At 70.6% G+C, this 26,365-nt stretch carries 20 protein-coding genes and 2 pseudogenes; 5 read left to right on the top strand and 17 right to left on the bottom strand.

The genetic code is table 11. The features are described from left to right. Positions 1-22 precede the first annotated feature (22 nt). The 6 genes from ABT245_RS24675 to ABT245_RS24650 all read right to left on the bottom strand — a co-directional run bounded on the left by ABT245_RS24675 (position 23) and on the right by ABT245_RS24650 (position 7,285). Entirely contained in the window at positions 23-1,615 is a 1,593-nt protein-coding gene (locus ABT245_RS24675) for a monocarboxylic acid transporter (RefSeq protein ID WP_351737014.1), read from the bottom strand. Continuing rightward, positions 1,612-2,160, bottom strand: a complete 549-nt coding sequence (locus ABT245_RS24670; protein WP_351737012.1) for a DUF485 domain-containing protein — start codon at positions 2,158-2,160, stop codon at positions 1,612-1,614. Before ABT245_RS24670 ends, ABT245_RS24675 begins: the two co-directional genes overlap by 4 nt. Positions 2,161-2,229: 69 nt before the next feature. Continuing rightward, entirely contained in the window at positions 2,230-2,910 is a 681-nt protein-coding gene (locus ABT245_RS24665) for a response regulator (RefSeq protein WP_351737010.1), read from the bottom strand. After that, positions 2,907-4,058 (bottom strand): sensor histidine kinase, encoded by a 1,152-nt coding sequence (locus ABT245_RS24660; RefSeq protein WP_351737008.1) that lies wholly within the window; start codon positions 4,056-4,058, stop codon positions 2,907-2,909. Before ABT245_RS24660 ends, ABT245_RS24665 begins: the two co-directional genes overlap by 4 nt. Next, a complete protein-coding gene (locus ABT245_RS24655) occupies positions 4,055-4,579 on the bottom strand; it encodes a DUF1453 domain-containing protein (RefSeq protein ID WP_351737006.1) in 525 nt (174 codons plus the stop codon). Before ABT245_RS24655 ends, ABT245_RS24660 begins: the two co-directional genes overlap by 4 nt. A gap of 582 nt (positions 4,580-5,161) precedes the next feature. Continuing rightward, positions 5,162-7,285: a DNA gyrase/topoisomerase IV subunit B gene (locus ABT245_RS24650; RefSeq protein ID WP_351737004.1), complete on the bottom strand. Its 2,124-nt coding sequence runs from the start codon at positions 7,283-7,285 to the stop codon at positions 5,162-5,164. 439 nt (positions 7,286-7,724) lie between these two features. Here ABT245_RS24650 and ABT245_RS24645 point away from each other — a divergent pair, with 439 nt between their 5' ends. After that, a complete protein-coding gene (locus ABT245_RS24645; protein WP_095750797.1) occupies positions 7,725-7,955 on the top strand; it encodes a DUF7455 domain-containing protein in 231 nt (76 codons plus the stop codon). A gap of 109 nt (positions 7,956-8,064) precedes the next feature. Here the strand turns inward: ABT245_RS24645 and ABT245_RS24640 are convergent, their stop codons facing one another. The 6 genes from ABT245_RS24640 to ABT245_RS24615 form a co-directional block, all read right to left on the bottom strand. Then, a complete protein-coding gene (locus ABT245_RS24640) occupies positions 8,065-8,922 on the bottom strand; it encodes a serine protease (RefSeq protein ID WP_351737002.1) in 858 nt (285 codons plus the stop codon). Positions 8,923-9,122: 200 nt separating this feature from the next. Then, entirely contained in the window at positions 9,123-10,664 is a 1,542-nt protein-coding gene (locus tag ABT245_RS24635; RefSeq protein ID WP_351737000.1) for an RNA polymerase sigma factor, read from the bottom strand. 447 nt (positions 10,665-11,111) lie between these two features. Next, positions 11,112-11,999 carry a FadR/GntR family transcriptional regulator gene (locus ABT245_RS24630; protein ID WP_351736998.1) on the bottom strand — a complete coding sequence of 296 codons (888 nt, stop codon included), beginning with the start codon at positions 11,997-11,999 and terminating at the stop codon, positions 11,112-11,114. Between the two features lie 163 nt (positions 12,000-12,162). Beyond that, a complete protein-coding gene (locus tag ABT245_RS24625) occupies positions 12,163-14,388 on the bottom strand; it encodes an ABC transporter ATP-binding protein (RefSeq protein WP_351736996.1) in 2,226 nt (741 codons plus the stop codon). 161 nt (positions 14,389-14,549) lie between these two features. Then, on the bottom strand, positions 14,550-15,308 hold the full coding sequence (locus ABT245_RS24620; protein ID WP_351736994.1) for an NUDIX hydrolase: 759 nt from the start codon (positions 15,306-15,308) through the stop codon (positions 14,550-14,552). A 303-nt stretch (positions 15,309-15,611) separates the two neighbouring features. Then, positions 15,612-17,129 (bottom strand): DUF4192 domain-containing protein, encoded by a 1,518-nt coding sequence (locus ABT245_RS24615; RefSeq protein ID WP_351736992.1) that lies wholly within the window; start codon positions 17,127-17,129, stop codon positions 15,612-15,614. Positions 17,130-17,272: 143 nt separating this feature from the next. Here ABT245_RS24615 and ABT245_RS24610 point away from each other — a divergent pair. Continuing rightward, a pseudogene (locus ABT245_RS24610) lies at positions 17,273-17,691 on the top strand (recombinase RecQ); the annotation flags it as partial. A 39-nt stretch (positions 17,692-17,730) separates the two neighbouring features. After that, complete coding sequence (locus ABT245_RS24605) at positions 17,731-18,183, top strand: ATP-grasp domain-containing protein (RefSeq protein ID WP_351737160.1); 453 nt, start codon at positions 17,731-17,733, stop codon at positions 18,181-18,183. Between the two features lie 27 nt (positions 18,184-18,210). Here the strand turns inward: ABT245_RS24605 and ABT245_RS24600 are convergent, their stop codons facing one another. Next, the gene (locus ABT245_RS24600; RefSeq protein ID WP_351736990.1) at positions 18,211-20,370 is read right to left on the bottom strand and encodes a RecQ family ATP-dependent DNA helicase; all 2,160 of its coding nucleotides are present in this window, start codon (positions 20,368-20,370) and stop codon (positions 18,211-18,213) included. Between the two features lie 294 nt (positions 20,371-20,664). Here ABT245_RS24600 and ABT245_RS24595 point away from each other — a divergent pair. Together ABT245_RS24595 and ABT245_RS24590 are read left to right on the top strand one after the other, a co-directional pair. Next, a pseudogene (locus ABT245_RS24595) lies at positions 20,665-20,985 on the top strand (recombinase RecQ); the annotation flags it as partial. 280 nt (positions 20,986-21,265) lie between these two features. Next, positions 21,266-21,886 (top strand): hypothetical protein, encoded by a 621-nt coding sequence (locus ABT245_RS24590; protein ID WP_351736988.1) that lies wholly within the window; start codon positions 21,266-21,268, stop codon positions 21,884-21,886. 279 nt (positions 21,887-22,165) lie between these two features. On the opposite strand, the gene ABT245_RS24585 is transcribed toward ABT245_RS24590, so the two are convergent. From ABT245_RS24585 to ABT245_RS24570, 4 genes are all read right to left on the bottom strand, one after another. Then, the gene (locus ABT245_RS24585; protein WP_351736987.1) at positions 22,166-22,798 is read right to left on the bottom strand and encodes a hypothetical protein; all 633 of its coding nucleotides are present in this window, start codon (positions 22,796-22,798) and stop codon (positions 22,166-22,168) included. Positions 22,799-22,866: 68 nt separating this feature from the next. Then, positions 22,867-23,568 (bottom strand): ribonuclease HII, encoded by a 702-nt coding sequence (gene rnhB / locus ABT245_RS24580; protein ID WP_351736986.1) that lies wholly within the window; start codon positions 23,566-23,568, stop codon positions 22,867-22,869. An 82-nt stretch (positions 23,569-23,650) separates the two neighbouring features. Continuing rightward, a complete protein-coding gene (locus ABT245_RS24575) occupies positions 23,651-24,274 on the bottom strand; it encodes a TetR/AcrR family transcriptional regulator (RefSeq protein WP_351737156.1) in 624 nt (207 codons plus the stop codon). An 897-nt stretch (positions 24,275-25,171) separates the two neighbouring features. Beyond that, positions 25,172-26,128, bottom strand: coding sequence for a hypothetical protein (locus tag ABT245_RS24570; RefSeq protein WP_351736985.1), 957 nt, complete (start codon positions 26,126-26,128; stop codon positions 25,172-25,174). Positions 26,129-26,365: the final 237 nt, after the last annotated feature.

Below are 26,365 nucleotides of genomic sequence, written 5' to 3'. Positions count from 1 at the left end.
TACGCGCAGCAGGCCGCCGCTCCTACACGGCTCCCGCCCCGGTCAGCGACCGCACCTCGGTCTCGGCGTACTTGGCCTCGTCCGGTACCTCGTCCGAGGTGACGGTGCCGAGCCAGCCCGCGAGGAAGCCCAGCGGGATGGAGACGATGCCGGGGTTCTCCAGCGGAAAGTACTGGAAGTCGACGGCAGGGAACAGCGACCCGGGACTGCCCGACACCACCGGAGACAGCACGACCAGCCCCAACGCCGGAACCAGCCCGCCGTATACGGCCCACACCGCGCCGCGCGTCGTGAAGCCGCGCCAGAACAGCGAGTACAGCAGCACCGGCAGGTTCGCGGACGCGGCCACGGCGAAGGCGAGGCCCACCAGGAAGGCCACGTTGAGATCGCGGGCCAGCAGGCCGAGCGCGATGGCGATCACGCCGATGCCGACCGCCGCGAACCGCGCCACGGTCACTTCGCTGCGCGCCGGGCCGCGCCCCCGCCGCAGCGAGGCGTACAGGTCGTGGGCCACGGACGCCGAGGAGGCCAGCGTGATCCCGGCGACGACCGCGAGGATCGTGGCGAAGGCGACGGCCGCCACGATCGCGAACAGCACCGCCCCACCGGTGGAGTCCGCGCCGCCGCCGAGATCGAGGGCGAGCAGCGGAACCGCCGTGTTCCCCGCCGCGTTCGAGTCGCGCACGGCCTCCGGTCCGACGATCGCGGCCGCCCCGAACCCGAGGACCAACGTCATCAGATAGAAGCCGCCGATCAGCCCGATCGACCACACCACCGAGCGACGGGCCGCCCGCGCGGTCGGCACCGTGTAGAAGCGGGACAGGATGTGCGGCAGCCCGGCCGTGCCCAGGACCAGTGCGAGCCCCAGGCTGATGAAGTCGAACCGGGCGGTCCAGTCCCCGCCGTACCTCAGGCCCGGCGCCAGGAACGCGTCCCCGTGCCCGCTGCGCTCCGCGGCCGTGACCAGCAGCCGGTCGAGATCGCCGTGGAAGCGCAGCAGCACCAGCACGGTCAGCGCGATGGTCCCGCCGAGCAGCAGGACCGCCTTCACGATCTGAATCCAGGTCGTGGCCCGCATCCCTCCCAACGACACATAGATCACCATGAGCGCGCCGACGCCGATCACCGTCCACGCCTGCGCGGCGGCACCCGTCCGCCCGAGCAGCAGCGCCACCAGGCTGCCCGCCCCCACCATCTGCGCCACCAGATACAGAACGGAGACGGTGACCGAGGAGGTTCCCGCGGCGATCCGCACCGGACGCTCGTTCATCCGCGCGGCCACGACGTCGGCCAGCGTGAACCGTCCGCAGTTGCGGACCAGTTCGGCCACCAGGAACAGCACCACCAGCCATGCCACGAGGAAGCCCACCGCGTACAGGAGCCCGTCATAGCCGAACAGCGCGATGAGCCCTGTGACGCCCAGGAACGATGCAGCCGACATGTAGTCCCCCGCGATGGCAAAACCATTCTCCATGGGGGAGAAGAGCCGCCCGCCGGCGTAGAACTCCTCCGCGGAGCCGTGCCGCCTGCGGCTCACCCACGTCGTGATCCCCAGCGTGACGGCCACGAAGGCGCTGAACAGCACGAACGCCAGCGTCTGATGCTGCCCCGTCACGATGCACCGCCCTGCGCACCGCGTGCCAACTCCTGTGTGTCCCATCGCAGTTCCAGCGCGGCCCGGTCCCTGCGCAGCCGCGCGTGCCGGGCATAGGCCCAGGTGAGCAGGAAGGTGGTCAGAAACTGTCCCAGTCCGGCGAGCATGGCCACGTTCAGCGCGCCGGCCACGGGCCTGGCCATGAAACCGGGCGCGGTCGTCGCGGCGATCACATAGCCCACGTACCAGGCGAAGAAGACCATGACTCCTGGCACCACGAACCTGCGGTAGCTGCCGCGCACTTCCTGGAAAGCCGCGCTGCGCTGCACCTCCAGGTAGATGTCGCCGGTGCGAACGGCAGCCGCTTTGCTCGGCTCCCGCGCCGCCGGCACGGAGGTCGCGGGCGCGCCCATGCCGTCCGACTCGCCCCAGCCGGAGGCGAGCGCGTCGTACCAGGGATCGTCGTACCTCACCTCACGAGACGTCGTGTGCGCCGCTTCGTGGTGCTCGGACGAACTCTCTGGACCGCCCCTGTCCCCGCCGGGACGACCGTTGCTTGACTGCATGCCCAAGGATGGACAGACCGGGAAGATCCCCGACTCTTCTTCCCTCCGCTCTTCACCCCATCAGGTGACTCAGTCCGCTGTTGGTCGCACCAGCCCCTTCCCGTACGCGTAACGCACCGCCTGGGCACGGTCCTTGACCCCGGTCTTGGCGAAGAGGTTGTTGATGTGGGTCTTCACCGTGGCGGTGGAGACATGCAGTCTGCGGGCGATCTCCTGGTTGCTGAGCCCCTCCGCGATCAGCACCAGGACCTCGGTCTCCCGCGCGGTCAGCCCGTCGGGCGGCTCGATGCGCGTCGGCTGCGGTTCCGGCTGCGACAGCCGCTCCAGCAACCGCCGTTGGACGCTCGGCGACAGCCCCGCGTCCCCGGACAGCACGCTCTCCACCGCGCGCACGATCTCGTCGCCGCCCGCGTCCTTGGTGAGATAGCCCCGTGCTCCCGCGCGCAGCGCGGGGAACAGCGAGTCGTCGTCCGCGAAGGTGGTGAGCACGACGACCTGGGTCCCCGGGTACTCCGCGCGGATACGGCGGGTGGCCTCCACCCCGTCGCAGCGCGGCATCCGCAGATCCATCAGGACCACGTCCGGCGCGAGTTCGGCGACCAGCTTGACCGCCTGCTCCCCGTCGCCCGCCGCCCCGACGACCTCGATGCCGGGCAGCAGTCCGAGCAGCATCACAATGCCTTCGCGGACGACGGTCTGGTCGTCGACCACGACCACCCGCGCGGGCTTCCTCCCTGCCTCCTCCGTCATACCGGCACCTTCAATGTCACCGCGAACCCCTCCTTGTCCGGCCCGGCCTCCAGCGAGCCGCCCAGCAGTTCGGCGCGCTCCCGCATACCCAGCAGACCGTACCCGCCGCCGGCCTTGGTGAGTTCGCCCGGCATACCGCCCGAGTCCCTGACGTCCAGCCTCACCTCGTGCTCGCCGTACTCCAGCAGCACGCGGATCGTGGCTCCGTGCGCGTGCTTGCGGACGTTCGTCAACGCCTCCTGCGCGACCCGGCGCACGGCCTGTGCCGCCTCGACGGGCAGCGGCCTGCGATGGCCCGTGACGGTGACCTCGGCCCCGTCGCTCCCTTTGGCCAGATCGCTCAGGAAGTCCTCCAGCGGGGTCATCTCGCCGCGCAGCGCGGACAGCGCCTGCCGGGTCTCCGCGAGCCCCTCCCGGGCCATGCCGCGCGCCGCCACCACCCGTTCGAGGATCTGCTCCCGGTCCGCGTCCCGTTCGATCAGCAGCCGGGCCGCCTCCAGGTGCACCAGTTGGGCCGAGAGACTGTGTGCGAGGACGTCGTGGATCTCCCGGGCGATCCTGGCCCGCTCCGCGAACGCCGCCGACTCCGCCTCGGCGGCCCGGGCGGCACGCTCCTGAGCGAGCAGGCGCTGGGCGCCGCCGCGTGCCTCGGCGTCCAGACGCATGACGTATCCCGCGAGGGCCATGCCCGTCACGATGGCGGCGGTGGTCAGCCAGACATCGTTGTTGATCACGGAGAACGAGGCGAGGGCGACCGCGGCCACGGGCAGCGCCGCTCCCAGCGGGAGCCGCTCCAGCGCACCGATGGCACAGCCGCACCACACGACGAGCGCCGGTGTCTGGAAGCCCGTCGCCTGAGCGAGCGCGGCCATGCCCAGGAGCAGAACGATCAGCCCGAGGGACGGCCATAGCCGGTGGTCGTAGGTGGTGCGGTAGAAGCCCCAGGACAGCACCGCGGTCAGAAGGATCCCGCCCACCGCCGCTGCCGTGCCCCAGCCATGGACGTGGTTGGCGTCAAAGGCACCCCACGCCAGCGCACCGATCGCCACCACCCGTACCGACCAGGCGAGCAGGCGTCTCGGCCGGGTGATTCCCTCGCGGCCCAGAGCCTCGCGCGAGGGCCAGCGTGTCCAGGCGTTCTCCGTCACACGCCCTCCTTCCACGCCGACCGGCGCATGGCGTCACCGTACGCCGCGCCGCGCCCGGTCGCCGCGGTGAGGGACCGCGCACGCCAGACCAGGATTCCGGAGCGGACGACAAGCGTGCCGGCCAACGCGAGAAGCAGGGCCGAACTGCCCTGATGGACACCGAGCGCCTTGCCGAGACCGAAGAGGCCGGCGCGCAGCGCTATGCCGACCACCCAGACGGCCACGCTCGCCCTGGTGCTCTTGGTCCACACGACGCCGTCCGACTCGGTCCACACCCGTGTCGTCCAGGCCCAGCCGGCGCCCATCGCCAGGCCTATGAGCAGTTCGGTGCCGAGCAGTGCGATGGACTCGGTGCGATGGTGGGCGTCGATGATGCCGGGCTCGCGCAGTGCGACAACCGCCAGGATCACGGGCAGGACCCACCAGCGCCGGTCGGTGTCGATGGCGCGGGCGCGGAACTGCCGCACCAGCACCAGCGCGACCACGGCCACGATCACCAACGCGTTGACCAGCCCGGACATCAAAGCCTCCGTGAGCGGAAGGGGGATGTCGACTGCGGGTGCTGCCGACGCCTACGACGCTACGGAAATGCGCAGGTCAGCGAATCGGAGCCGGGGTGGATCACGGGTGGATCCGCAGGCGGGCCGACCTCCACCCACGGGTGGAGAACCAGGCCCGCACCCTGGTCACTCGGCCGGGCACGCGGAGACGCGGGGGTGCGGCCGTCCTGCGGCCGTCGCCACGGCCGCCCGGGACAGCCCGGCTCGGTGAGACGGCGGTGTCGGCGTGCGGGCACCAGCACCAGCACCAGCACCAGCACCAGCACCAGCACCAGCGACTGTGACGTCCGGTCCGGGGACACGGTGGGCCGGCGTACGGGCACCGGCGACCGTGCCGGTGCCCGACCGTTGACCTGCCCGAGCCCAAGGTGTCCCGGCCCGCGGCACAGCGACCGCGGGGACCACAGGTCCGCTGTGCCCTATCCCGGGATGCGTTGGTGCGGCCCACGCCACGGCGGTAACGGGGCCGAGGCCCGGCCCGTGCCGACCACTGCCGGGTTCGCCGCGGCCCTGCGGGGGCCGCACCGTGGTCCGGCGCGGTCGCTAGGCGTCGATCCGCGAGCGGTCCAGTGTGGCCGCCGAGCTGGAGATGAACTCCTTGCGGGGGGCGACTTCGTTGCCCATCAGCAGATCGAAGACCTGCTCGGCGGCGTCCAGGTCGGACAGGTTGATCCGGCGCAGGGTGCGGTGGCGCGGGTCCATCGTCGTCTCGGCCAGCTGATCGGCGTCCATCTCGCCCAGACCCTTGTAGCGCTGGATGGAGTCCTTGTACCGCACGCCCTTGCTCTGGAACTCCATGAGCTTGTCGCGCAGCTCACGGTCCGAGTAGGTGTAGACGTACTTGTCCTGGCCCTTCTTCGGCTGGACGAGTTCGATGCGGTGCAGCGGCGGCACCGCCGCGAACACCCGGCCGGCCTCCACCATGGGCCGCATGTAGCGCTGGAACAGCGTCAGCAGCAGGCAGCGGATGTGGGAGCCGTCGACGTCGGCGTCCGTCATCATGATGATCTTGCCGTAGCGGGCCGCGTCGAGATCGAAGGTCCGGCCCGATCCCGCTCCTATGACCTGGATGATCGCACCGCACTCGGCGTTCTTCAGCATGTCGGTGACGGACGACTTCTGGACGTTGAGGATCTTTCCGCGGATCGGGAGCAGCGCCTGGAACTCGGAGTTCCGGGCGAGCTTCGCGGTGCCGAGCGCGGAGTCTCCCTCGACGATGAACAGCTCGCTGCGCTCCACGTCGTCGCTGCGGCAGTCGGCGAGCTTGGCGGGCAGGGACGAGGACTCCAGGGCCGTCTTGCGGCGCTGTGCGTCCTTGTGCTGGCGGGCCGCGATCCGCGTACGGGCGGCGGCGACCGCCTTCTCCAGGACCACCCGGGCCTGCGCCGCGGCGTCCCGCTTCGTGGAGGTCAGGAACGCCTTGAGTTCCTTGGAGACCACGTTGTTCACGATGCGGCGGGCCGCGGAGGTGCCGAGGACCTCCTTGGTCTGGCCCTCGAACTGCGGCTCGGCCAGGCGCACGGTGACGACCGCGGTCAGCCCCTCCAGGGCGTCGTCCTTGACGACGTCGTCCTCGGCGACACGCAGCAGCTTTTTGGTGCGCAGCACCTCGTTCAGCGTCTTGGTGACGGCCCCCTCGAAGCCGGCGACGTGGGTGCCGCCCTTCGGGGTGGCGATGATGTTGACGAACGACCTCAGGGTCGTGTCGTAGCCGGTCCCCCAGCGCAGTGCGACGTCCACGCCCAGCTCGCGGGTGACCTCCGTCGGGGTCATCTGTCCGTGCTCGTCGAGCACGGGCACGGTTTCCTTGAAGGTGCCCTGACCGGCGAAGCGGAGGATGTCACAGACCGGCTTGTCGGTGGCCAGGTACTCGCAGAACTCGCTGATGCCGCCGTCGAAGCGGAAGGACTCCTCGCCCTTGCTGCCGCCCTCGCCGAGACCGAATTCGTCGCGCACGACGATGGTCAGGCCGGGCACCAGGAATGCGGTCTGCCGGGCCCGCTGGTGCAGGGTCTCCAGGGCGAGTTTGGCGTCCTTGAGGAAGATCTGCCGGTCGGCCCAGTACCGCACGCGCGTGCCGTTGCGGGTCTTGGGGATCTTCTTCGTCTTGCGCAGGCCGCTCTTGGCCTCGAACTTGGCACTCGGGCCGTTCGCCGCGAAGGCGCCCGGGACGCCGCGCCGGAAGCTGATCGCGTGGGTGTGCCCGCCACGGTCCACCTCGACGTCGAGGCGGGCGGACAGCGCGTTGACCACGGATGCGCCGACGCCGTGCAGACCGCCGGAGGCCGCGTACGAGCCCCCGCCGAACTTGCCGCCGGCGTGCAGCTTGGTCATGACGACCTCGACGCCGGACAGACCGGTCTTGGGCTCGACGTCCACGGGGATGCCGCGGCCGTTGTCCCGCACCTCCACGGAGCCGTCGTCGTGGAGGATCACGTCGATGTGGTCGCAGTACCCGCCGAGGGCCTCGTCCACGGCGTTGTCGATGATCTCCCACAGGCAGTGCATCAGACCGCGGCTGTCGGTCGAGCCGATGTACATACCGGGACGCTTGCGTACGGCCTCAAGACCTTCGAGGACGAGCAGGTGCCGCGCGGTGTAGTTGGAGCCGTCCCGGTCTGCTCCTGCCAGCAGCGCAGTGGACGGCACGGACGTGTCGGCGGTCACGCGGTTCGCTCCTCGCTGAATTTCAGTTGAGCCCTTTTGGGTAAGGGCGCGGCTTCGGTCGCCGCCAAGAGGGTACCGAGGCCTGGTAGAGCCGTTGTAACGCCACCCTCGTCTGAAGTCACACTAGTCCACAGTCGTATGGGTGTTCGATCCCTCTATGGAGTGAAGTACATATCACGTTCCCTTCGAGGCATGAACCATTTAGGCTCCGGGCACGTCCTCATTCACAACCGGCAAGCCAGCCGGGGGACCGAAACCCGATAGACAGCGCGAACCCGTAAGACACATAGACACGCAATACGGCACATTCGCCGCCAACCGGCAGCAGACAGCCGCCCCGGAGAGATTTTTTCCAGGAAGAGCCACGAGCGGGAACGTTTTCGGGCTGGTTGGATGTTGACCCTGGTACGACAGCTCGTCGAGCTAGAGAAGAGGCGACGTGACTACTGTTCTGACCCCCGCGAGCCCGCTGACGGCCGCCGATCGCTGCGACCGCTGCGGCGCCCAGGCATACCTGCGCGTCGTCCTGCTGAGCGGCGGAGAACTGCTCTTCTGCGCCCACCACGGCCGCAAGTTCGAGCCGGAACTCAAGAAGATCGCCGCTGAGATACAGGACGAGACGGAGCGGCTGACGTCCGCTCCGGCATCCGCCTCCGAAGAAGAGCACTGAGGTCTCGCATCCACGACGAGCCAGTCCCGGCATGAGCCGGTGAACGGGCGGCCGCTCCTCTTGGAGCGGCCGCCCGTCGTCGTGTCCTCCAGCAAGCCGGTCCAGGGCGTCAGACGCCCGGGTGCGGCGTCCTCGCGCCGGGGCCGCTCGCGCCCGTTCTGACGACTTCGGAGACCCGGGTGTAGACACCGGGGCTCCCTGCCCGCCCGCAGCCACTCCCCCATGACACGAGCCCGATGAGCCGCCCCTCGGCGACCAGCGGCCCTCCGCTGTCGCCCTGGCAGGCGTCGGGGCCGCCCTGGGTCTGTCCGGCGCACAGCATGGATTCCGCGCGATACGCTCCGTCGACACCGCCGGGATAGGCTCGCTCGCACTGGGTGTCCGGCAGCACGCGCACGCGTGCCGCCCGCAGCTGCCGCGGGTAGTCCCCGGCGCCCGTCGTGTCGCCCCATCCGTACACCGTGGCGCTCGTGCCCGGCGCGTAGGCCGGGTCGCCGACTGCCGCCATGCCGATGACGTCGCTCTGCGGCAGGGACGCGGCGAGGGTGAGCACCGCGAAATCGCCGGCGTTGGTCGCCGCGTCATAGCGCGGATTGATACGGACCTCGCGTACGGCGATCTCCTTCCCCTCGGTCGACAGGAGATCGGTACGACCGGCGATGACCTTGAGGTCGCGCGTCTCGTTCGGCGCCGTCCCGAGAACCTCCTCGGTCACGCAGTGGGCAGCGGTCAGCACGGTGGTCCGGCCGATCGCCACGCCACCGCAGAACTGCCCCGCCCGCGTACCCCCGAACCGGTCACGGCTGGACAGCGCGACCGTCCAGGGGCTCTGGGAGACATCGACGGGAAAGCCGCCGACGACAACGCTGCCGGCGGCCGCGGGGGCCGCGGCGGTCAGCGGTATTGCGGTCGCGGCAGCCGCCAGGACCAGCGGCCGGATCAGTGCTCGCGCGATAGGGCGTCGCATGCACGCTCCTCACTCTGAGTGCCTATGGGAAACCCAGAGTCATCCAGAGCACGGCAACCCGCAGCACGAAGGCCCGGCGCCCAACTGCGGGGGGCCAGGCCTTCGACGTCGTAGCACCGCCACCAGACCTCGATCGCTCGCGACCTGACGTCGTACGACCAGAGGTCGATCGAGGCCGCTCTACGCGGTCGCGGGACTAGCTAGTCGAGGTAGTCACGAAGGACCTGCGAACGCGAGGGGTGACGCAGCTTCGACATCGTCTTGGACTCGATCTGACGGATGCGCTCACGCGTCACGCCGTACACCTTGCCGATCTCGTCAAGGGTCTTCGGCTGACCGTCGGTGAGACCGAAGCGCATCGAGACGACCCCCGCCTCACGCTCGGACAAGGTGTCGAGGACGGAGTGCAGCTGCTCCTGCAAGAGCGTGAAGCTGACCGCGTCGGCCGGGACGACGGCCTCGGAGTCCTCGATGAGGTCGCCGAACTCGCTGTCGCCGTCCTCGCCCAGCGGGGTGTGCAGCGAGATGGGCTCGCGGCCGTACTTCTGGACCTCGATGACCTTCTCCGGGGTCATGTCGAGTTCCTTGGCCAGTTCCTCCGGGGTGGGCTCGCGGCCCAGGTCCTGGAGCATCTGACGCTGCACGCGCGCGAGCTTGTTGATGACCTCGACCATGTGCACCGGGATGCGGATGGTGCGGGCCTGGTCGGCCATGGCGCGGGTGATCGCCTGGCGGATCCACCAGGTGGCGTACGTGGAGAACTTGTAGCCCTTGGTGTAGTCGAACTTCTCGACCGCGCGGATCAGGCCCAGGTTGCCTTCCTGGATGAGGTCCAGGAACAGCATGCCGCGGCCGGTGTAGCGCTTGGCCAGGGAGACCACCAGACGGAGGTTGGCCTCCAGGAGGTGGTTCTTGGCGCGGCGGCCGTCCTCGGCGATGATCTCCAGCTCGCGCTTGAGCTTGGGGGCCAGTTTGTCGGCGTTGGCCAGCTTGTCCTCGGCGAACAGGCCTGCCTCGATACGCTTGGCCAGCTCGACCTCCTGCTCGGCGTTGAGCAGGGGGACCTTGCCGATCTGCTTGAGGTAGTCCTTGACCGGGTCGGCGGTGGCACCGGCGGCGGCGACCTGCTGCGCGGGCGCATCGTCCTCGTCCTCGTCGGACAGGACGAAGCCGGCGCTCTCGGCGCCCTCGGGCTCCTCTGCGCCCTTGGCGTCTTCGAGCACCTCTTCTTCGAGCAGCTCGACGTCGTCCTTCTTGGCGGTGGTCTTCTTGGCCGCCGTCTTCTTGGTCACGGCCTTCTTGGCGACCGTCTTCTTGGTGGTCGCCTTCTTTGCTGCTGCCTTCTTCGCGGGCGCGACTTCCTCGGCCGGGTCGACGGCGACGGGCTCAGCAGGCACGGCCGGTGCGGGTGTGGTGGCGGTGGCCTTCCTGGTGGTCACCGTCTTCGCCGCGACCGTCTTGGTGGCAGTGCGCTTGGCCGGACTCTTTGCTGCGACGCTCTTTCGGGTGCGCTTGGGCTCCGCGGCACTGACCATCAGCGTCACACCCTCTTCCTCGAGGATCTGGTTGAGGCTGCGCAGTACGTTCTTCCACTGAGTGGCCGGAATCTGGTCAGCTTCGAAGGCCCGACGCACGTCGTCGCCGGCGATCTGCCCCTCAGCCTTTCCCCGCTCAATGAGCGCCATGACAGAGACGGACTCGGCGATCTCCGGCGGGAGCGTACGGGATGTGCTGGCCGACACGAACAACCTCTCGGAACGTTGGAAAACGGCTTCCGGCCCCGTCCACGACGGACTGGAGCCGACCACCGGCCTGGGGATGGGCCGACGGCGCGGGCGGACGCCGGGAGAGGATCAGCGCCTTACATGGCGTCCGTATTCCCTCCGCGGCTGTCACCTCTTAGGTCATCGCGCTGATCCCCCGAGCGTTACGCCCAATCTTCGTGGCCCGAGTCACACCCCGTAAGTGCCCAAAAACGGTCAGATACGGTCAGACGTGGCTGCCGACGGCATCGGCCGGCACCGCCGCCGCCATCGGACCGCATCACGCCGTCGCCGAGCCCCACCGAACCCCTCCGGACCGAGGTGGGCCCGGAGGGGTCCGGCGGGGTCCGGCGAGCGACGGCTCCCGGGCCCGGCACAGCCCTCACGGGGCGGTGCGTCTGCGACCGCGGCGCCCGCGGTCCGCGGTCAGTGCTCGCGCGGCGCGGGCACCACACGCTCCACCTCGGGGTGGACGGTGAGCAGTTGACGCATCGCCGCCTCGGCCGCGGCGCCGTCACCGGTGCCGAGTGCGTCGACGATGCGCGCGTGCTGGGCCAGGGAGGCATCGTTCGGCCGGTCACAGCCGGTGACCGGGCCGCCGGAGACCTGGAGCGCGGCCGACACGATGCCCGACAGGTGCTCCAGCATGCGGTTGCCCGCGATCTGGATGAGCAGGGTGTGGAACTCGGCGTCGGCACGGGAGAAGGTGAGGGCGTCGCCCTGTCCCATGGCGTGGCTCATGATCTCCACCATGTCGGAAAGGCGCTGCTGGATGTCCTCACGGCCGTGCCCCGCGGCGAGGCGCGCGGCGAGCGGCTCGATCGTCCAGCGCAGCTCACTCAGTTCGCGGCGCTGGTCGTCGCGCTGCGGCCCGAATGCGCGCCATTCGATGATGTCCGGATCCAGGAGGTTCCAGTCACTGACGGGACGCACACGCGTGCCGACGTTCGGGCGGGCGCTGACCAGGCCCTTGGCCTCCAGGACACGGAGGGACTCGCGGACGACGGTACGGGACACCTCGAAGCGTTGGCCGATCTCCTCGGGCACGAGCGGGCGGTCCGCGCCCAGGTCGCCCGAAACGATCATCTGGCCCAACTGCTGGACGAGTTGGCCGTGCAGGCCGCGGCCGCGGCTGCCCGCGGCGCGCCGTCCCACCCGGCCCAGGTCGGGGTCCGCGCCCTCCCAGGCGGGTGTTCCGAGCCGGTCGGCGCCGGGGCCCTCGGCGTAGGGGTAGCGGTCGAGTTCGCCCGGGCCGACCAGACCTGAGTCGGTGGAGCGGGCGGCGGTCATCATGGTGTGCGCAAGGGTACTCACGGATCCTTTGTCGGCGCTGGCTCCAACTGCCTTGAGGTCTTTGGTGAAAAGCACACGAAAGGGTGATCGCTCACCCCGTCGCAATTGACGCCTTATCGGAAAGAAATGGGCGCGCTCCGGGGGAGTTGTGCACACAGCCGGATCGGAAGCGCGCGGACGGTCGTCATCTGACCCTGCTGCGCAGCGTCGTGAGCAGATACGCACAGAGCAGGGCGGTCAGCGACAACGCCAGCGCGCCGCCCACGGGTTGGACCAGCACGCGGGCCACCACGGCCGCGTACCGCTCTCCGCCGAAGGGCCACTGGAGCAGGAAGATCTCCCGCATCCGGAGCGGAAAACCCGCCGCGGTCCGTACGGCCGGGCCTCCCACCATCTTCTGCACGACGGGAACGACCACGACCGGTACGGCGAGCACCGCGGCGAGCCCGGCCGTCGTGGACCGGAAGACGCCCGCCGCCAGCACCCCGGCCCAGGCGCACCCGACCACCAGTCCGAACCAACTCGCACTCAGCGAAAGCCAGTCGGCGGGAACTTCCGCGAGCTCCCGCCCGTAGACGACATAGAGCACTTCGGCATCGCAGCCCACGGTGAGGAAGGCCAGCATCAGCGCCGTGGCCCCGGAGACGAGCAGTTTCGCGGTGAGCAGGCCCAGCCGACGGGGCACGGAACCGCGGTCCGCCGCCAGGGCGGGGTGGCGGAACTCGTCCCCGAAGGCCAGTGCGCCGAGCAGTCCCGCTCCGAGCGCCGCGGGCGGCAGGGGCACCTCTCGGGGCCATGCGGCGAACAGGCGCGCCTGCGGGGTGTGACCGATGCGGGCGAGCAGAACGGCCGTGACCGCGGAGACGACGAGCACGACACCGCAGGTGAAAAAGCCCGTGCCGATCCCGACGGCGCGGCGCAGTTCGTAGCGCAGAGGGCGGAGGGGGCTGGGGGCGGGGCGGACGGAGATGAGGGGAGGGAGGAGGGACAGGGAGCCGGGGGTGAGCGATCCGGTGCCGCGGCGCGAGGGTCCGGCCCCGGGGCGAGCGACGGGTACGCGGCCGGTGGCCGGCGCCGCGGGGCCGGTGGTGGGGCCGGGTGAGGTGGGTGCGGCGTCCGGGGTCTGAGCGGAGGATGGGGCCGGGGTCTCGGCCCCTGGCGTGGGCCCGGTCGGTTCCGGGCCGCCACCGGGCGTGTGGCCGTCGGATTCCAGGGGGTGTCCGTCGGCGGGGGTCGGTGCGCCCTCGGCGGGAGGCGTGCCGGGCAGGTCACCGGATGGCGCTGCCGACGGCGTGCCCACCGGAAGCGGTGCCTCAGGATCGCCCGGGCCCTCCGTCACCAAGGGCGATTCATGAGCCGCCCGCTGTCGCCTCAGGACGGACAGGCCGCGACCCGGTCGCAGCCGTACTCCTTCCGGACTCCCTTGGCTCTGCCCTTGTCCGCCGGCCGGCGTTTTGTGCGCGGGCTTCGGCCCGCCCGGCACATTCCACCCGTCGACCGGCTGCTCCCCGTCGAGCGGACGAGTTCCGGCGCCCGGCCCCATGTCGCCCACCTCGTCCGCGAGTTGGTGGACGAGGACGCCGTGCCGGAAGGCGATGTCACCGATGTCCGCGGTCGTACTGCCGTACACGGAAAGACGATTGCCCTCCTCCCGAACGATCTCGACGGACCGCCGGTCGGTGCGGGCCTCCTTGGTGAGCAGGGCGGCGAGGCGGGCGGCGTGCGGGGTACGGACCGCGACGCGGGGACGCAGCCGTGTGCGGGCGAACTCCACGGCCTCCTGGTCGGCGACGAGTCTGCCCTGTTCGAGCGTGACGACCCGGTCCGCGTTGCGTGCCGCCTCCTTGGGTTCGGCGGTGGTGAACAGGACCGTGCCGCCCTGGGTCGCATGCGCCCGGAGCATGCCGTGCAGCCAACGGGCTTCACGCGCGGACAGCCCGTCCACGGGGGCGTCCAGCACCAGGGTGTGCGGGTCGGGCAGCAGGGCGCAGGCCAGTCCGAGCCGGCGGTCCATGCCGCGCGAGAGCGTGCCCAGGCGCTCCTCACGCAGGCTGACGAGGCCGACGACTTCGAGAACCTCGTCGGCGCGCCGGGCCGGGACCCCCGCCGCGGCGCACAGCATGCGCAGATGCCCGCGGACCGAGCGCGCCGGATGCCCCGGGACGTCACCGAGGAGGACACCCACCTCGCGCGACGGGTGGGCGATCCGGTGCAGCGGTCGCCCTCTGAAGTGGGTGATCCCACGGCCCCGTTGGAGTTCGAGCATCAGTCTGAGCGCCGTTGTCTTGCCGGCGCGGGGCGCACCCAGGAGTGCCGTGACACGGCCCGCGTGCGCCTCGAAGGAGACATCGTTGACGGCGGGCGGGTGCGCCTTGCGGGGGTTGCTGGTCAGTCCGAAGGCCTGGATCACCTGCAGCAAGATAGCGTGCCAGGTCCTTTTTTTCGGGTATCACCCTGTCTGCCCAGTCCTGAGGGTCTTCCTCCTGATGTTTCTGTCGACGATTCCCCGGCCAGGCCGCCGGCGCGGGGTGCGGGAAGGGAGGCCTGTTCGCACCGTCCGGCCCTGTCCGCTCAGACCTCCGGACGCAGCATCGGAGGGTTGAGCAGCGTGGCACCGCCAGCTCGGAAGAGCTGGGCGGGACGGCCGCCCTGGCGTGTGGTCGTGCCTCCGGTGGGGACGAGGAATCCGGGGGTTCCGGTCACCTTGCGGTGGAAGTTGCGTGGGTCGAGGGCCACTCCCCACACCGCTTCGTAGACACGGCGCAGCTCGCCGACGGTGAACTCGGGCGTGCAGAACGCGGTCGCCAGGGACGAGTACTCGATCTTGGAACGGGCCCGTTCCACCCCGTCGGCCAGGATCTGGGCGTGATCGAAGGCGAGCGGTGCCAGGGGTTCGCCGGCGCGGTCGTACCCGCCCTGCTGCAGCAGTTCTTCCACCGGAGCCCAGCGCGCGTTGCTCGCGTCGCCGCCCGCGCGGGGGGCGGGCAGGTCGGGGGCGAGCGCCAGGTGAGCGACGCTGACCACACGCATGCGCGGGTCCCGCTTGGGATCGCCGTACGTCGCGAGCTGTTCGAGGTGGGCGCCGTTGTCCTGGGCCGGGGCGGCCGGGTCAAGGGCGCACAGTCCCGTCTCCTCGGCCAACTCGCGCGCCGCGGCCTGCGCGAGATCCTCGTCGGCCCTGACGAAGCCGCCGGGCAGTGCCCATCGCCCCTGGAACGGTGCCTCGCCCCTGCGCACCGCCAGCGCACACAGGGCGTGGCGGCGCACGGTCAGCACGACCAGGTCCACGGTGACGGCGAAGGGCGGAAACGCTGACGGGTCGTAGGGCATGCCGCGATCATAGTCGTCTGCCTGACGATAAACACTCCCTTCGCCGACCACATCGCCGGCCGATCCGTTCGGCTCCGGTCCCCGACGGGCGAGCGGTTTCCGTTTCTTCGTCCGAATAGCGTCGTGATGGCATCGCGCGAGGTCACCCTCCCCGCTGCCGGCCGTCCGCAGACTTCTGGATCATGGCGAATCCTTGGCGGCCGCGCTGTAGGGAACACGGTGACCCGCGGCCCGCAGCCCCCTCGGGGCGCGCTCTCCCAGGTGTCTGTCGCCGTCGGCCTGCATCGGGCCCGCCGCCACCGCTCACGAGTCCTCCGCGGGGCCATCGCCACCGGACCGTGGGCCCCTGGCGGATGCGCGTCCCGTGTCGTGCCTGTCCGCAGCTCGGGCATGTGTTTCGCCCGCAGCCGGCACGCCGGGGCGTGTGGAGCCCTCACCCCGGGAGGCGCGCCGGGGGGCGAGCCTCGAACGACGCCCCTCCGCCCGTACCGGACGGGCGTTGCCATCGGCGCCCGCCCGGACGCGTACACGGCGCCGACGGCGCGACCCGGGCTCCGAGGAGTCCCCGCCTGCTGCCGATGCCGTCTTCCTGCGGCCCGTCGCCTCTGTCGCTTCGGTTTGTGCCTCCGCGCGGTCGGCGCGCTCCGCACGCAGACAGCGGCGGACCGCCTCCGGGTCCAGACCCTCGTTGCAGGCTTGGTGCAGCAGACGTGCGAACAGGTAGTCGGGGTCAGCGCCGAGGGCCATGGCCAGCGCTTCCCTGGCCTCCAGGTCGTCGCCGGTGGACCAGGCGACCCAGCCCGCGAGGGTGAGCGGCGCGGCGGCGTGTTCGCCGTACGGTCCGACGCAGCGGCGTGCCAGGGCGCGCCACAGACGCAGGGCGGGGCCGGCGTCGTCGCCCTCCATCCATGCGGCGGCCCGGTCACGGGTGGTGCGGTCCTGGAGGCCGAGGATCAGCTGCGCCGCTTCGTCATGGGTGAGCAGTGCGTCGTCGCGCAGATCCGCCGGGAGTGTGCCGGGCACCGGGGCCGCCGCCGCGAACCTGGTGAGCATGTGCTCGGCCAGGCGCAGTGTTTCCTCCGCCACGTCGGCGCGGGCCTTGTCGTCGAGAAGCCGGGGCACCAGGGCGGTGCCCGCCGTGTCCAGGGCGATCTCCTGTTCCAGTGCGGCGGAGGTCTCCCAGGGCAGCAACCGGGCCCGCAGCTCGCGCAGCGTCCCGCGCACTTGGAGGCCGGCGTAGGTCGCGGCGGCGGCCAGCACGGAGGTGCCGGGCAGGCCCATGGGTGTTCCGTCGTCCGGGCAGCAGCCCACGTCCGGGCAGCAGTACGACCAGAAACGGCCGTCCGAAATGCACAGGGCCTCGATGACGGGTACGTCCAGGGTGCCGCATTCGGTGCGCAGCAGTTGGGCGAGCGGCCGTAGTCGTTGCATGACCTCGCGGCCGGTCTCCCCCTTCGCCGGTTCCTGGCAGACGTAGGCGACGATCTGCGCGGGCCGGGATCCCCGGCGTTCGCTGCCGGCCACCAGGCCGTGGGCCAGTTGCCGGGCGGCCGACGCCCAGTCCTCCCTGCTCGCGGGGATGCCGAGCCGTGCCCGGCCGCCGAACCGGCCGCGTCCGTCCCGGTCGTGGAGAGCCACCAGCACGATGCTGTCCTCGGGGCGGTATCCGAGCAGGTACGGCAGGGCGTCGGCCAGTTCGGCCGGGGTGCGCAGGGTGACCTGCGCTTCGTGGGCGGCGCGGCGGTCGCGTTCCTTTTGTTCCGTGACGTCGCCGACGTCGCGGTTTTCTGCGGGTCCGGTCGATTCGCTGTGATTCGTCATGCGCCGACGATCTCGCGGATCTTGAAGTTCCGCTTGGGCCTGTGGATAAGTCAAGGCAGGGCCACGACAATCGCGGCCGGTAGGGCCGTCGCTTGTCCACAGGGGCCGTCCCGCTGTCGCCGGTGTCCGGTTGGATGGGACGCATGGAGCACACGAGCAACACGGATCTGCGTGCACAGGCCGACACCGTCCCCGCCCGGCTGGTCGGGGATGCCACGGGCGCCGCCCGGCTGCGCGAGGACCAGGGGCCGGCGATCGAGGCGCTGGTCGCCGATCGCCGCAGAGCCCTTGTCGTCCAGCGCACGGGATGGGGCAGGCCACGGTCTATTTCCTGGCGACCCCCCTGTCGCGTGCCCGGGCAGCGGCCCCACCGTGATCGTCTCGCCGCTCCTCGCGCTGATGCGTAACCGGTGCGCAACCAGGTGGACGCCGCTGCCCGGTCCGGCCTCCACGCCCGGACCATCAACTCCTCCAACACCGAGGGGACGCCGTCCAGACGGGGATCGCGGCGGGCACCGTCGATGTCCTGCTCGTCAGCCCGGAAGGGCTGACTTCTCCGGACTCGCACTCTGTCCGGTGTTCAACCGCCGAGACACCTGAGGTGATCGCGGTCAGAGACATCCGGGAGCGAATCGGGGCGGTGCGCTGTCTCGCGGATGTCGTCTGCGCACCCATCCAGGACGAGACCAACACCGCCCGGCTGGTGTCCGTGATCCCCAGGCCGTCACGGATCCGTGCCGTGGTCCCCGCCAGCAACTACGGAGTGGTGGCGGCCGCGGCGCTCGCCGCTGCCTGGGGACTGCCCGGCGCCGGCCCCGACGCAGCCCCGGTCTTCCGGGACAAGGCGCTGCTGCGCCGCACAGCGGGTGCAGCCGGCATCGCCCAGCCCGAACGGCGGGTGGTGACCGGGCCCGAGGAAGCCGCCTCGTTCCGTGCGGGCGGCGACGGCAGTTGCGTCCTCAAACCGACGAACCGTCAGGCCGGAAGGAACGGGTCCGGACCATGGCCGTGGTCCGGTCGACCCGCAACCTCGGCTTCTCCCTCGGCGCCCTGAGCGTCGTCCCGCTGCTTTCTGCCGAGCTCAGCCTGCCGCAGCGAGGACCAGCGGAAGAACCTGTTGGCTGCCTGCCCGGCGGAGCAGGCGGGCAGCGACCGCGAGGGTCCAGCCGGAGTCGGTGTAGTCGTCCACGAGCAGGACGGGGCCTGGAGAGCGCGCCAGGGCACCAGCCAGCTCCTCGGGGACGGCGAAGGTGCCGTACAGCGCCCTGAGGCGTTGGGCGGAGTTGCTGCGCCGTGCCGCGTGCGCGCCGCTCGGCCCGGTGTACGTCAGTGTGCCCAGGAAGGGGAGATGGCCGACGGCCGCAATTCCTTGGGCGAGGGAGCCGACCAGTTGTGAGCGGGTCAGGGACGGCACGGCGACGACGCCCACCGGCCGGGCAGAGGCATCCGGGACATTCGGCGCCCAGCCGCCCGCAGAGCGTGCCCAGTCGGTGAGTACCTCCACCGCGGCCCGCAGGACATCGTCGGGCACCGGACCGTCGGGCGCGTTCACCGCCAGCAGCGGGCGCAGCCGGTTGCCCCAGCCGATGTCCGAGAGCCGCCCCAGGGCACGCCCGGTGGAGCACTGTTCGCCCACCGGGATGCGCCCCTTGAGGTCGATGCCCAGCGCGGGCATCCCCGTCGGCCACATCCGGCGCGGCTCGACCTCCGCCCCCGGGCGGTCCAGCTCCTTCGCCGCCCCCGTCAGTGTCTCCTCCGAGACGGAGGAGTCGGCCCAGGCTCCCGCGCAGTTGTCGCAGCGGCCGCATGGGGCCGCCCCCTCATCGTCCAGCTGCCGGCGCAGGAACTCCATCCGGCAGCGGGATGTGCTCACGTAATCGCGCATGGCCTGCTGCTCGGCCGCGCGCTGCCGCGCCACCCAGGCGTACCGCTCAGCGTCGTACACCCACTCGGCTCCCGTGGCCGTCCAGCCGCCCTTCACCCGTTTGACCGCTCCGTCCACGTCCAGCACCTTGAGCATGGTCTCCAGACGGGTGCGCCGGAGATTCACAGCCGCTTCCAGGGCCGGCACGGACAGCGGCCGTCCCGCACCGGCGAGGGCCGAAAGCGTCTCGCGAACCTGCGCCTCGGGCGGGAAGGCGGTATCGGCGAAGTAGCGCCAGATGGCCTCGTCCTCCTGGCCCGGCAGCAGCAGCACATCGGCGTGGGCCACCCCGCGACCCGCGCGCCCCACCTGCTGGTAGTAGGCGATCGGCGACGACGGCGAGCCGAGGTGCACCACGAAGCCCAGGTCCGGCTTGTCGAAGCCCATCCCGAGCGCCGAGGTCGCGACCAGTGCCTTGACCCGGTTCTCCAGCAAATCGACCTCGGCCTGCAGCCGGTCCGCGTTCTCTGTGCGCCCCGTGTAGGAGGCCACCTTCAAGCCGCGCTGCCGCAGAAAAGCGGTGGCCTCCTCGGCCGCGGCCACCGTCAGCGTGTAGACGATGCCCGAGCCCGGCAACTCGTCGAGGTGCTCGGCGAGCCAGGCGAGGCGGTGCGCGGCGTCCGGCAGCCGGACCACACCCAGCCGCAGGCTTTCCCGCTCCAGCGGTCCGCGCAGCACCAGGGCCTCACCAGCGCCGGTACCCAACTGCTCGGCCACATCCGCCGTCACGCGCGCGTTGGCGGTCGCGGTGGTGGCGAGCACCGGCACGCCGGGGGCAAGCTCGGCGAGCATCGCCCGCAGCCGGCGGTAGTCCGGCCGGAAGTCATGGCCCCAGTCCGAGATGCAGTGCGCCTCGTCGACCACCAGCAGGCCGGTCGTGGCCGCGAGCTTGGGCAGCATCTGCTCGCGAAAATCAACAGAGTTAAGACGTTCCGGGCTCACCAGGAGAACATCGGTCTCGCCGCGCTCGACCTCCTCATAGATGGTGGCCCACTCCTCCGGGTTGGCCGAGTTGATGGTGCGCGCCCGGATACCGGCTCGCGCCGCCGCCTCGACCTGGTTGCGCATCAGCGCCAGCAGCGGCGAGACGATCACCGTCGGGCCCGAGCCACGCCGACGCAGCAGAGCGGTGGCGACGAAGTACACCGCCGACTTGCCCCAGCCGGTGCGCTGCACCACCAGGGCACGCCGACGCTCCTCGACCAGAGCCGCCACCGCCTGCCACTGGTCCTCCCGCAACCGCGCCGAACCCCCGGGGGCGCCGACGAGCTCAGCGAGGATGGCATCGGCTTCGGCGCGGAGCTCCAGATCGTCCATGCCCCCATGGAACCCGATGGCAAGGACAATCAGCCACTTCACCCAGCGTGACACCAGCTCACAAGCGGTCCACCGGCCACGCACCGATCGAGGACGGCTAGGGCGGAACACTGGGCCACGACCATCCTCGTTCGACGCGACGGCGCAGGTCAGGGCTCGATCTCCGCTGGATTGTGAGTGCCTTCCCGATTCTGTAGCCCGTAACGCCTGACCAACCCGGACGTCCGCGACCAGGTCCTGCCCAAGCCGGCCGCCGCGACCGGGCCGCTGATCGTGGACGAGACCCACTGCATCTCGCGCCCCCGGCCGCAGTTGATCCACTCCCTGGGCGCGTGCATCGCGGTGGTCGGTCGCCTGCCGCCGCCCAGGTCGGTGGGGTACGCGGGAGAAGTGCCGTGGTTGTCCCGCAGCAACAGCGCGCAGCGGCGGCACGCGCTGGACGGCGCGCTGGTCGTTCCACCCGCACCGGTCTGCGCACTCCTGGCGGCGAGCGGTCCGGTCCTGGTCGTGGACGACTACACCGAGACGGATGGGGCGTCGGCGGTCGCGGCCCGCCTTCTCAGGAGAGCGGGAGCGCGGGGAGTGCTGCCGCTGGTCCTGGCCGTCCAGGGCTGATACCCGCCGCACCGGCGCACGCTCGGCGCACGGCGTCCGAAAACAGCACGACCGCCGGTCCCACGAATCGTCGGAGGACTCTCTGGGTAGGGATATAAGCCACAGATCCCTGGATAAGGGTCGGTGGCCCCAATTGCTCGTTGCCGCATCCCAGTTCGACAGGAAGAATTGAAGTCCGCTCCCCGCACGGTTCGTCCGTGATCCGGTTGGGCTTTGCTGCGGTGCGCGTCCCCCCGTCCGACCCCGCCCGCAGTGTGGGCGCGTAGCCGAAGGGAGAAACGTGACCTTCGGATTCGCTCCGTCCTCGGCGGCATCCTTCTCGACGCCCGCGTCCGCCGCTGCCACCAGCCGCCTGCTTGAACCCGCGGAATGGGCCGCCGCGGGGATCCCGCTGCTGCGCAACCCCCGTGAGGTCGTCAGCGGGCTGCACACCCGGCACCGGCCCAAGGTGACGACCGCGGTCGTCGCGGTCCTCGACCCCGAGGAAAGACTGCTGGCGAGCGCCTCGTTCACCCGCCGCCCGGTACCGGCCGACGGATGGATGTTCCGCAATGCGCTGCTGTCCCAACTGCGCCGGGTCATACCGCACGACCTTCGGCGCCGCACGCCCGTGCGCACGGCGGTGCTGCTCTACTGCCGTGAGGGGGACGCGCGTTGGACGGAGGAGGACGGCGCATGGATGTGGGGCCTGCGTGACGCCTGCACCCTGCACGGATTGCGCTGCGGGGCGTACATCACGCTGACCCGGGACGGCTGGCAGGTATTCGGCGAGGGCCGCGGCGGCCGTCGCCCGAACGTGGACTCGACGCCGGAACCCTTCGCCACCGCGGACGCCCCGCCCTCCGCACCCCGCACCGGCGGCGCCGTTTCGGAGGTATTGCGCCGCGCGGCGGCCCGTTGAGCGGTACGGTCCTCTGACCGAGCAGATCGGCTCCGTGCTCGGCGGAGCCGGTCTCGCGCCGGCCCCTGTGACCGACGCCGGTACGAGATCCGCAGTGGGTCGCTACAGGACCTGGGCCATCGCAGTCCGATCCCCGGTCCCGGTGCGGCGCCTTCCCGGCAGAAAGGGCCGTCCTCCGGTTTCCGCACACACCAAAGGCACCACCGTGCATGTGCCGCCGAAGCGGTACCTTCGACGCCCTCGCCGCTCTTGGTGTTCCGGCTGGGTACCGGACCCGGCTCAGACGCCCGTGCCCAGCACCCCGTTGATCTGCTGCGGGTCACCGCAGACGATCAACAGGGCACCGGCCCGGGCATGGGCCAGCGGGAGGGCGGCGGCGGCAGCCGTGCCAGGGCCGCCGTTGACCGCGACCACGACCACCGGACGGGATGCCGCACGGGAGGCGACGGCGGCGTCCGCGTAGAAGACGTCGTCGCCGGCATCGTGCTGCGCCCAGTAGGAGGGATCGCCGAAGGACAGTTCGTGCTCGGCCCACGGGTGCGGCAGGCCGGTGGTGATCACCAGCACATCACCGGGGGCGCGGCCCGACTCCAGGAGCAGGTCCACCGCCTCGTCGGCGGCATCGAGCGCTCCCTCGGCAGAGGCCGGAATCAGCTGGATCTGCGGGTTCGCCGCCGAGGCGGCGGAGGCGGCCGGACCCGACGGGCCCGGCTTGCTTGCGGCCGCGTCACGCGGCGTACGTTGCGTCGGCGGCGCGGGCCGGAGAGGGCCTGGGCGACCGGGACGCGACGGAGCCGCGGGGCGGGGGCCGGGTACGGGACGGGGGGTCGGCGCGGTGCGGCCGCTGGACGGCGTGGCGCGGGGACCCTGGGCACTCTCGTGAATCTGAGGCTCCTCGGGAATGAGAGGCATGAGCTGATATTTATCAAACGCCGGTCTGGCACGCACGACCGGGTGGCACAACAGTGCGAGTGGAAGCGTCAGAAGTCGAAGCCGAGCTGGCCCTCGATCTCCGGAACGCTTCCATCCGCCCAACTGCGGACCTTCTTGAGGTGCCGCCACTGGGGCAGCGCATCAAGATACGCCCACGACAACCGGTGGTACGGGGTGGGGCCCCGCTCCTCCAGTGCGGCCTTGTGCACGGGGGACGGATACCCCGCGTTGGCCGCAAAACCGAAGTCTGCATGGTCGATACCCAGTTCGGCCATCATTTTGTCGCGCTGAACCTTGGCGATCACCGAGGCCGCCGCCACCGCCACGCAGGAACGGTCGCCCTTGATCACCGTACGTACCTTCCAGGGCGTACCGAGGTAGTCGTACTTCCCGTCGAGGATCACCGCGTCGGGGCGGACCGGAAGGTCCTCCAGGGCGCGCCCGGCCGCGAGCCGCAAGGCCGCCGTCATCCCCAATTCGTCGATCTCCTGCGGGGAGGAGTGCCCCAGGGCGTAGGAGGTCACCCAGGTCCGCAGCGTCTCGGCCAGCGCTGTGCGCCGTCTGACGGTGAGCAGCTTGGAGTCGGTGAGACCTTCGGGGGGCCGGCGAAGTCCGGTGACGGCCGCACAGACGGTGACGGGCCCGGCCCACGCGCCGCGCCCCACCTCGTCGACACCGGCAATGACCTTCGCTCCGGTCGTGGCGCGGAGGGAGCGCTCGACGGTGTGAGTAGGCGGTTCGTACGGCATGGCGCCCTTAGCGTACGCCGCCCGGATCCCCCGGCGACACCCCGGCCCGCCACTCCGGCCGGGGTGCGGCCACACCCCGCAGTCAGGTTCCCTCGGGCCGGAGCAGCGGCAGCATCAACTGGTCGATCATCTCTTGGATGTCACGATCGGGCCATTCACTGGCGCACATCTTGGTGCGGTACATCATCATCGCCGGGATGGCGTCGCAGACATAGCTGTTCACTGCGTCGGGGCGCACCTCTCCGCGCGCGATTCCGCGGGTGATGATCTCGTGCAGCAGCTTGATCGCCGGTTCCACAACGCCCCCGGTGATCACACTGTGGAAGCGCTCCGCCTGCATCGTGTCGCATTCGTGAATCACCGAGCGCAATGCGAAGCCAGGGCGGGAGAACATCGCGTCGCGTGCCTGGAGGCACAGGGCCAGCAGATCCTCGCGCACGCTCCCGAGGTCGGGGGCCTCGTCCATCCGCGGCAGACCGGCCTGCAGGGCGTCGGCGACGAGGTCCTCCTTGGACGGCCAGCGACGGTAGACCGCGGCCTTGCCGGTCTGAGCACCGGCCGCGACCCCCTCCATCGTGAGGCCGTTCCAGCCGACGGTGCTGAGCTGCTCCAGGGCGGCGTCGAGGATCGCGCTTTCGAGTACGGCGCCGCGCCGGCGAAGGGAGGCCGCCTGAGCGGGGGCGGCCCTCCAGTGCGAGGTAACCATCTGGATTTCTCCAACAGACAAGGGGAGGCGGGGATTCCGGCACAGGGGGCGCATCACACGGCGACTGCGGGGGACGCGAAGCGCGAGGAGCGACCGACCGGACGGGGCACTCCGGTATCGCGCTCACTGTCATCGCCGCCTGCCAACTCATGGTGGTACTCGACGCGCCGGTTCCATCGCGTCTTTCACCATCCTCAACATCGCCATCGCCCGTGTGGAACAAGCGGGGGTCGACCACACCCTCGACCAGCTTCTCAGGCAACGGCGCCTCTTTCGATGGCTCGGGCACCGGAACCGTCTGAATCCCCTGAACCTCCGCCAACGCCTCCACCACGCGCTCCCCTGTGCCGTCCGCGCCCCAACGGGTCCAGCGGCTCATGAGGGACTTGCCCACGCCATGAGCCATCCGCGAAGCAGCCTCGTTCCATGTCTTCGCCGTCCGCGCTTTCCACAGGATCGCCTGTTCATCTGCTGAGGGTCGGCCAGGTCCATCTCCGGGTCGACGGACAGGGACCGACCGGTCTGGGGGTCGTACTCGCGGGCACCCAGATGAGTGAAGCCGGTGTCCTTGGTCTCGTCGATACCGCCGACGAAGCCCCTGGTTCCGGGCCAGGCGGCCGGTGCCGTGCCGCGGGTCTCACCGAAGGGCGTGACCCGGCGCCGGGTGAGGGCCAGGTGGGTGGCGGCGACGGCTGGCAGGCCGGTGCCGTGGTGGTCGGCGAGGGTGAAGGAGAAGCTGTTGTCGTCGGCGCGGACGGCCTGGTGGCCGCTGCCAAGGTCGATGTAGCGGGTCGCCTTCGCCTTGGTCGTGCCCTTGTCGAGGGTGACGTCGGTGTGCCCGAGGTGCAGGACTGTCCGGTCGCCCGTGCGGTCGGTGAGCCGGTTGCCGTTCGCTTCTTACAGGTACTCGGTGACCTTGTCCGGCTTGCCGTCGACGGGTTCGGTGACCTTGGCCAGGAGCCCCTCGGCGTCCCAGTCCAGGTGCTGCGTGCCGCGGTCGGTGGTGTTGCCGGTCGCGTCGTAGAGGTAGTCGGTCCGGCTGGTGCCCGCAGGTCCCTCGGTGGTGAGCGAAGTCAGCTGGTGAGCCTTGGGCGCGCCTGGGGTGGGGTACTCGTAGGTGTGCGCTATGTCCTTGGCGGTGTCGCCTCCGATGTCGTGCCGGGTGTCGGTCAGCCGGTTGCCGGCCTTGTCATAGGTGTACGACTGCCAGTAAGGGACGGGGCCGCCGAGCTTGGCTGCTGACGGGAAGTCCGCGCAGGTCTGGTCGCCCTGGGTCCATGCTTCTGTCAGCCGGCGCAGGTAGTCGTAGGTGAAGCACTGGTTGTCGGTGCCGGTGCCAGAGACGTCGCGCAGGGAAAGGACGTTGCCGGCCTCGTCGTAGCGGAAGGTGACGTTCTGGTCGACGTCGGCCTGTTTCTCGCGGTCGACGCGTGTGGTCGACAGCCGCTGGGTACCGAACTCGTAGGCGTTGGTGACCTGTGCTTTCTTGCCGCCACTGGTCAGGCCGAAGGTGTAGACGAGGGGTTCACTCGTGTGGCTGTAGGTGGCGGTCGAGGTCATGCCCTGGCCGAAGACCGAGATCGGCCGGAGGGTCTGGTCCTCATAGGTGTAGTTGATCGATCCGCCCGGCAGCGAACCAGCCGCGGAGTAGCTTGGCGACGCAACCAGACCTGAGGGCTTGTAGGTGGTGCCGGACCGGTAGGTGCCGGCCAGCGCGCCCTCGGACGCCGGGATCACCGTCGCTGTCCTGGTGGGCCGGTACAGCTTGTCGTAGGCGGTCACCACGGTGGTGTACGCCTGGCCGTTGGCGAAGCGGGTGGACTCGGCGAGTTGGTGACGGTGCCGTAGGTCCACTTGACCCCGGAGATTGCCGGTGGCAAAGCCTTCGCGCAGCTCGGTCTTGCGGCCCAGTCCGTCGTAGGTGTTGAACAGGGAGGTGCCTCGCCGGTCGGTGCTGGAGGCACCTGGCCGTGGACATAGGCGAGAGGGGAACCTCTTGACGTGCTCCCTGGCCTAAAGTCCAGGGATTCCGGCCTGGGTCGTCTGACTCTTCCGGTGGCTTCCTGCTTCACCGCGCTGTGCGGGCACGTG

This window comes from Streptomyces sp. NPDC001508 (genome assembly GCF_040298665.1).
Classification (GTDB): Bacteria; Actinomycetota; Actinomycetes; order Streptomycetales; family Streptomycetaceae; genus Streptomyces.
This window is presented reverse-complemented; position numbering and strand designations above follow the sequence as displayed.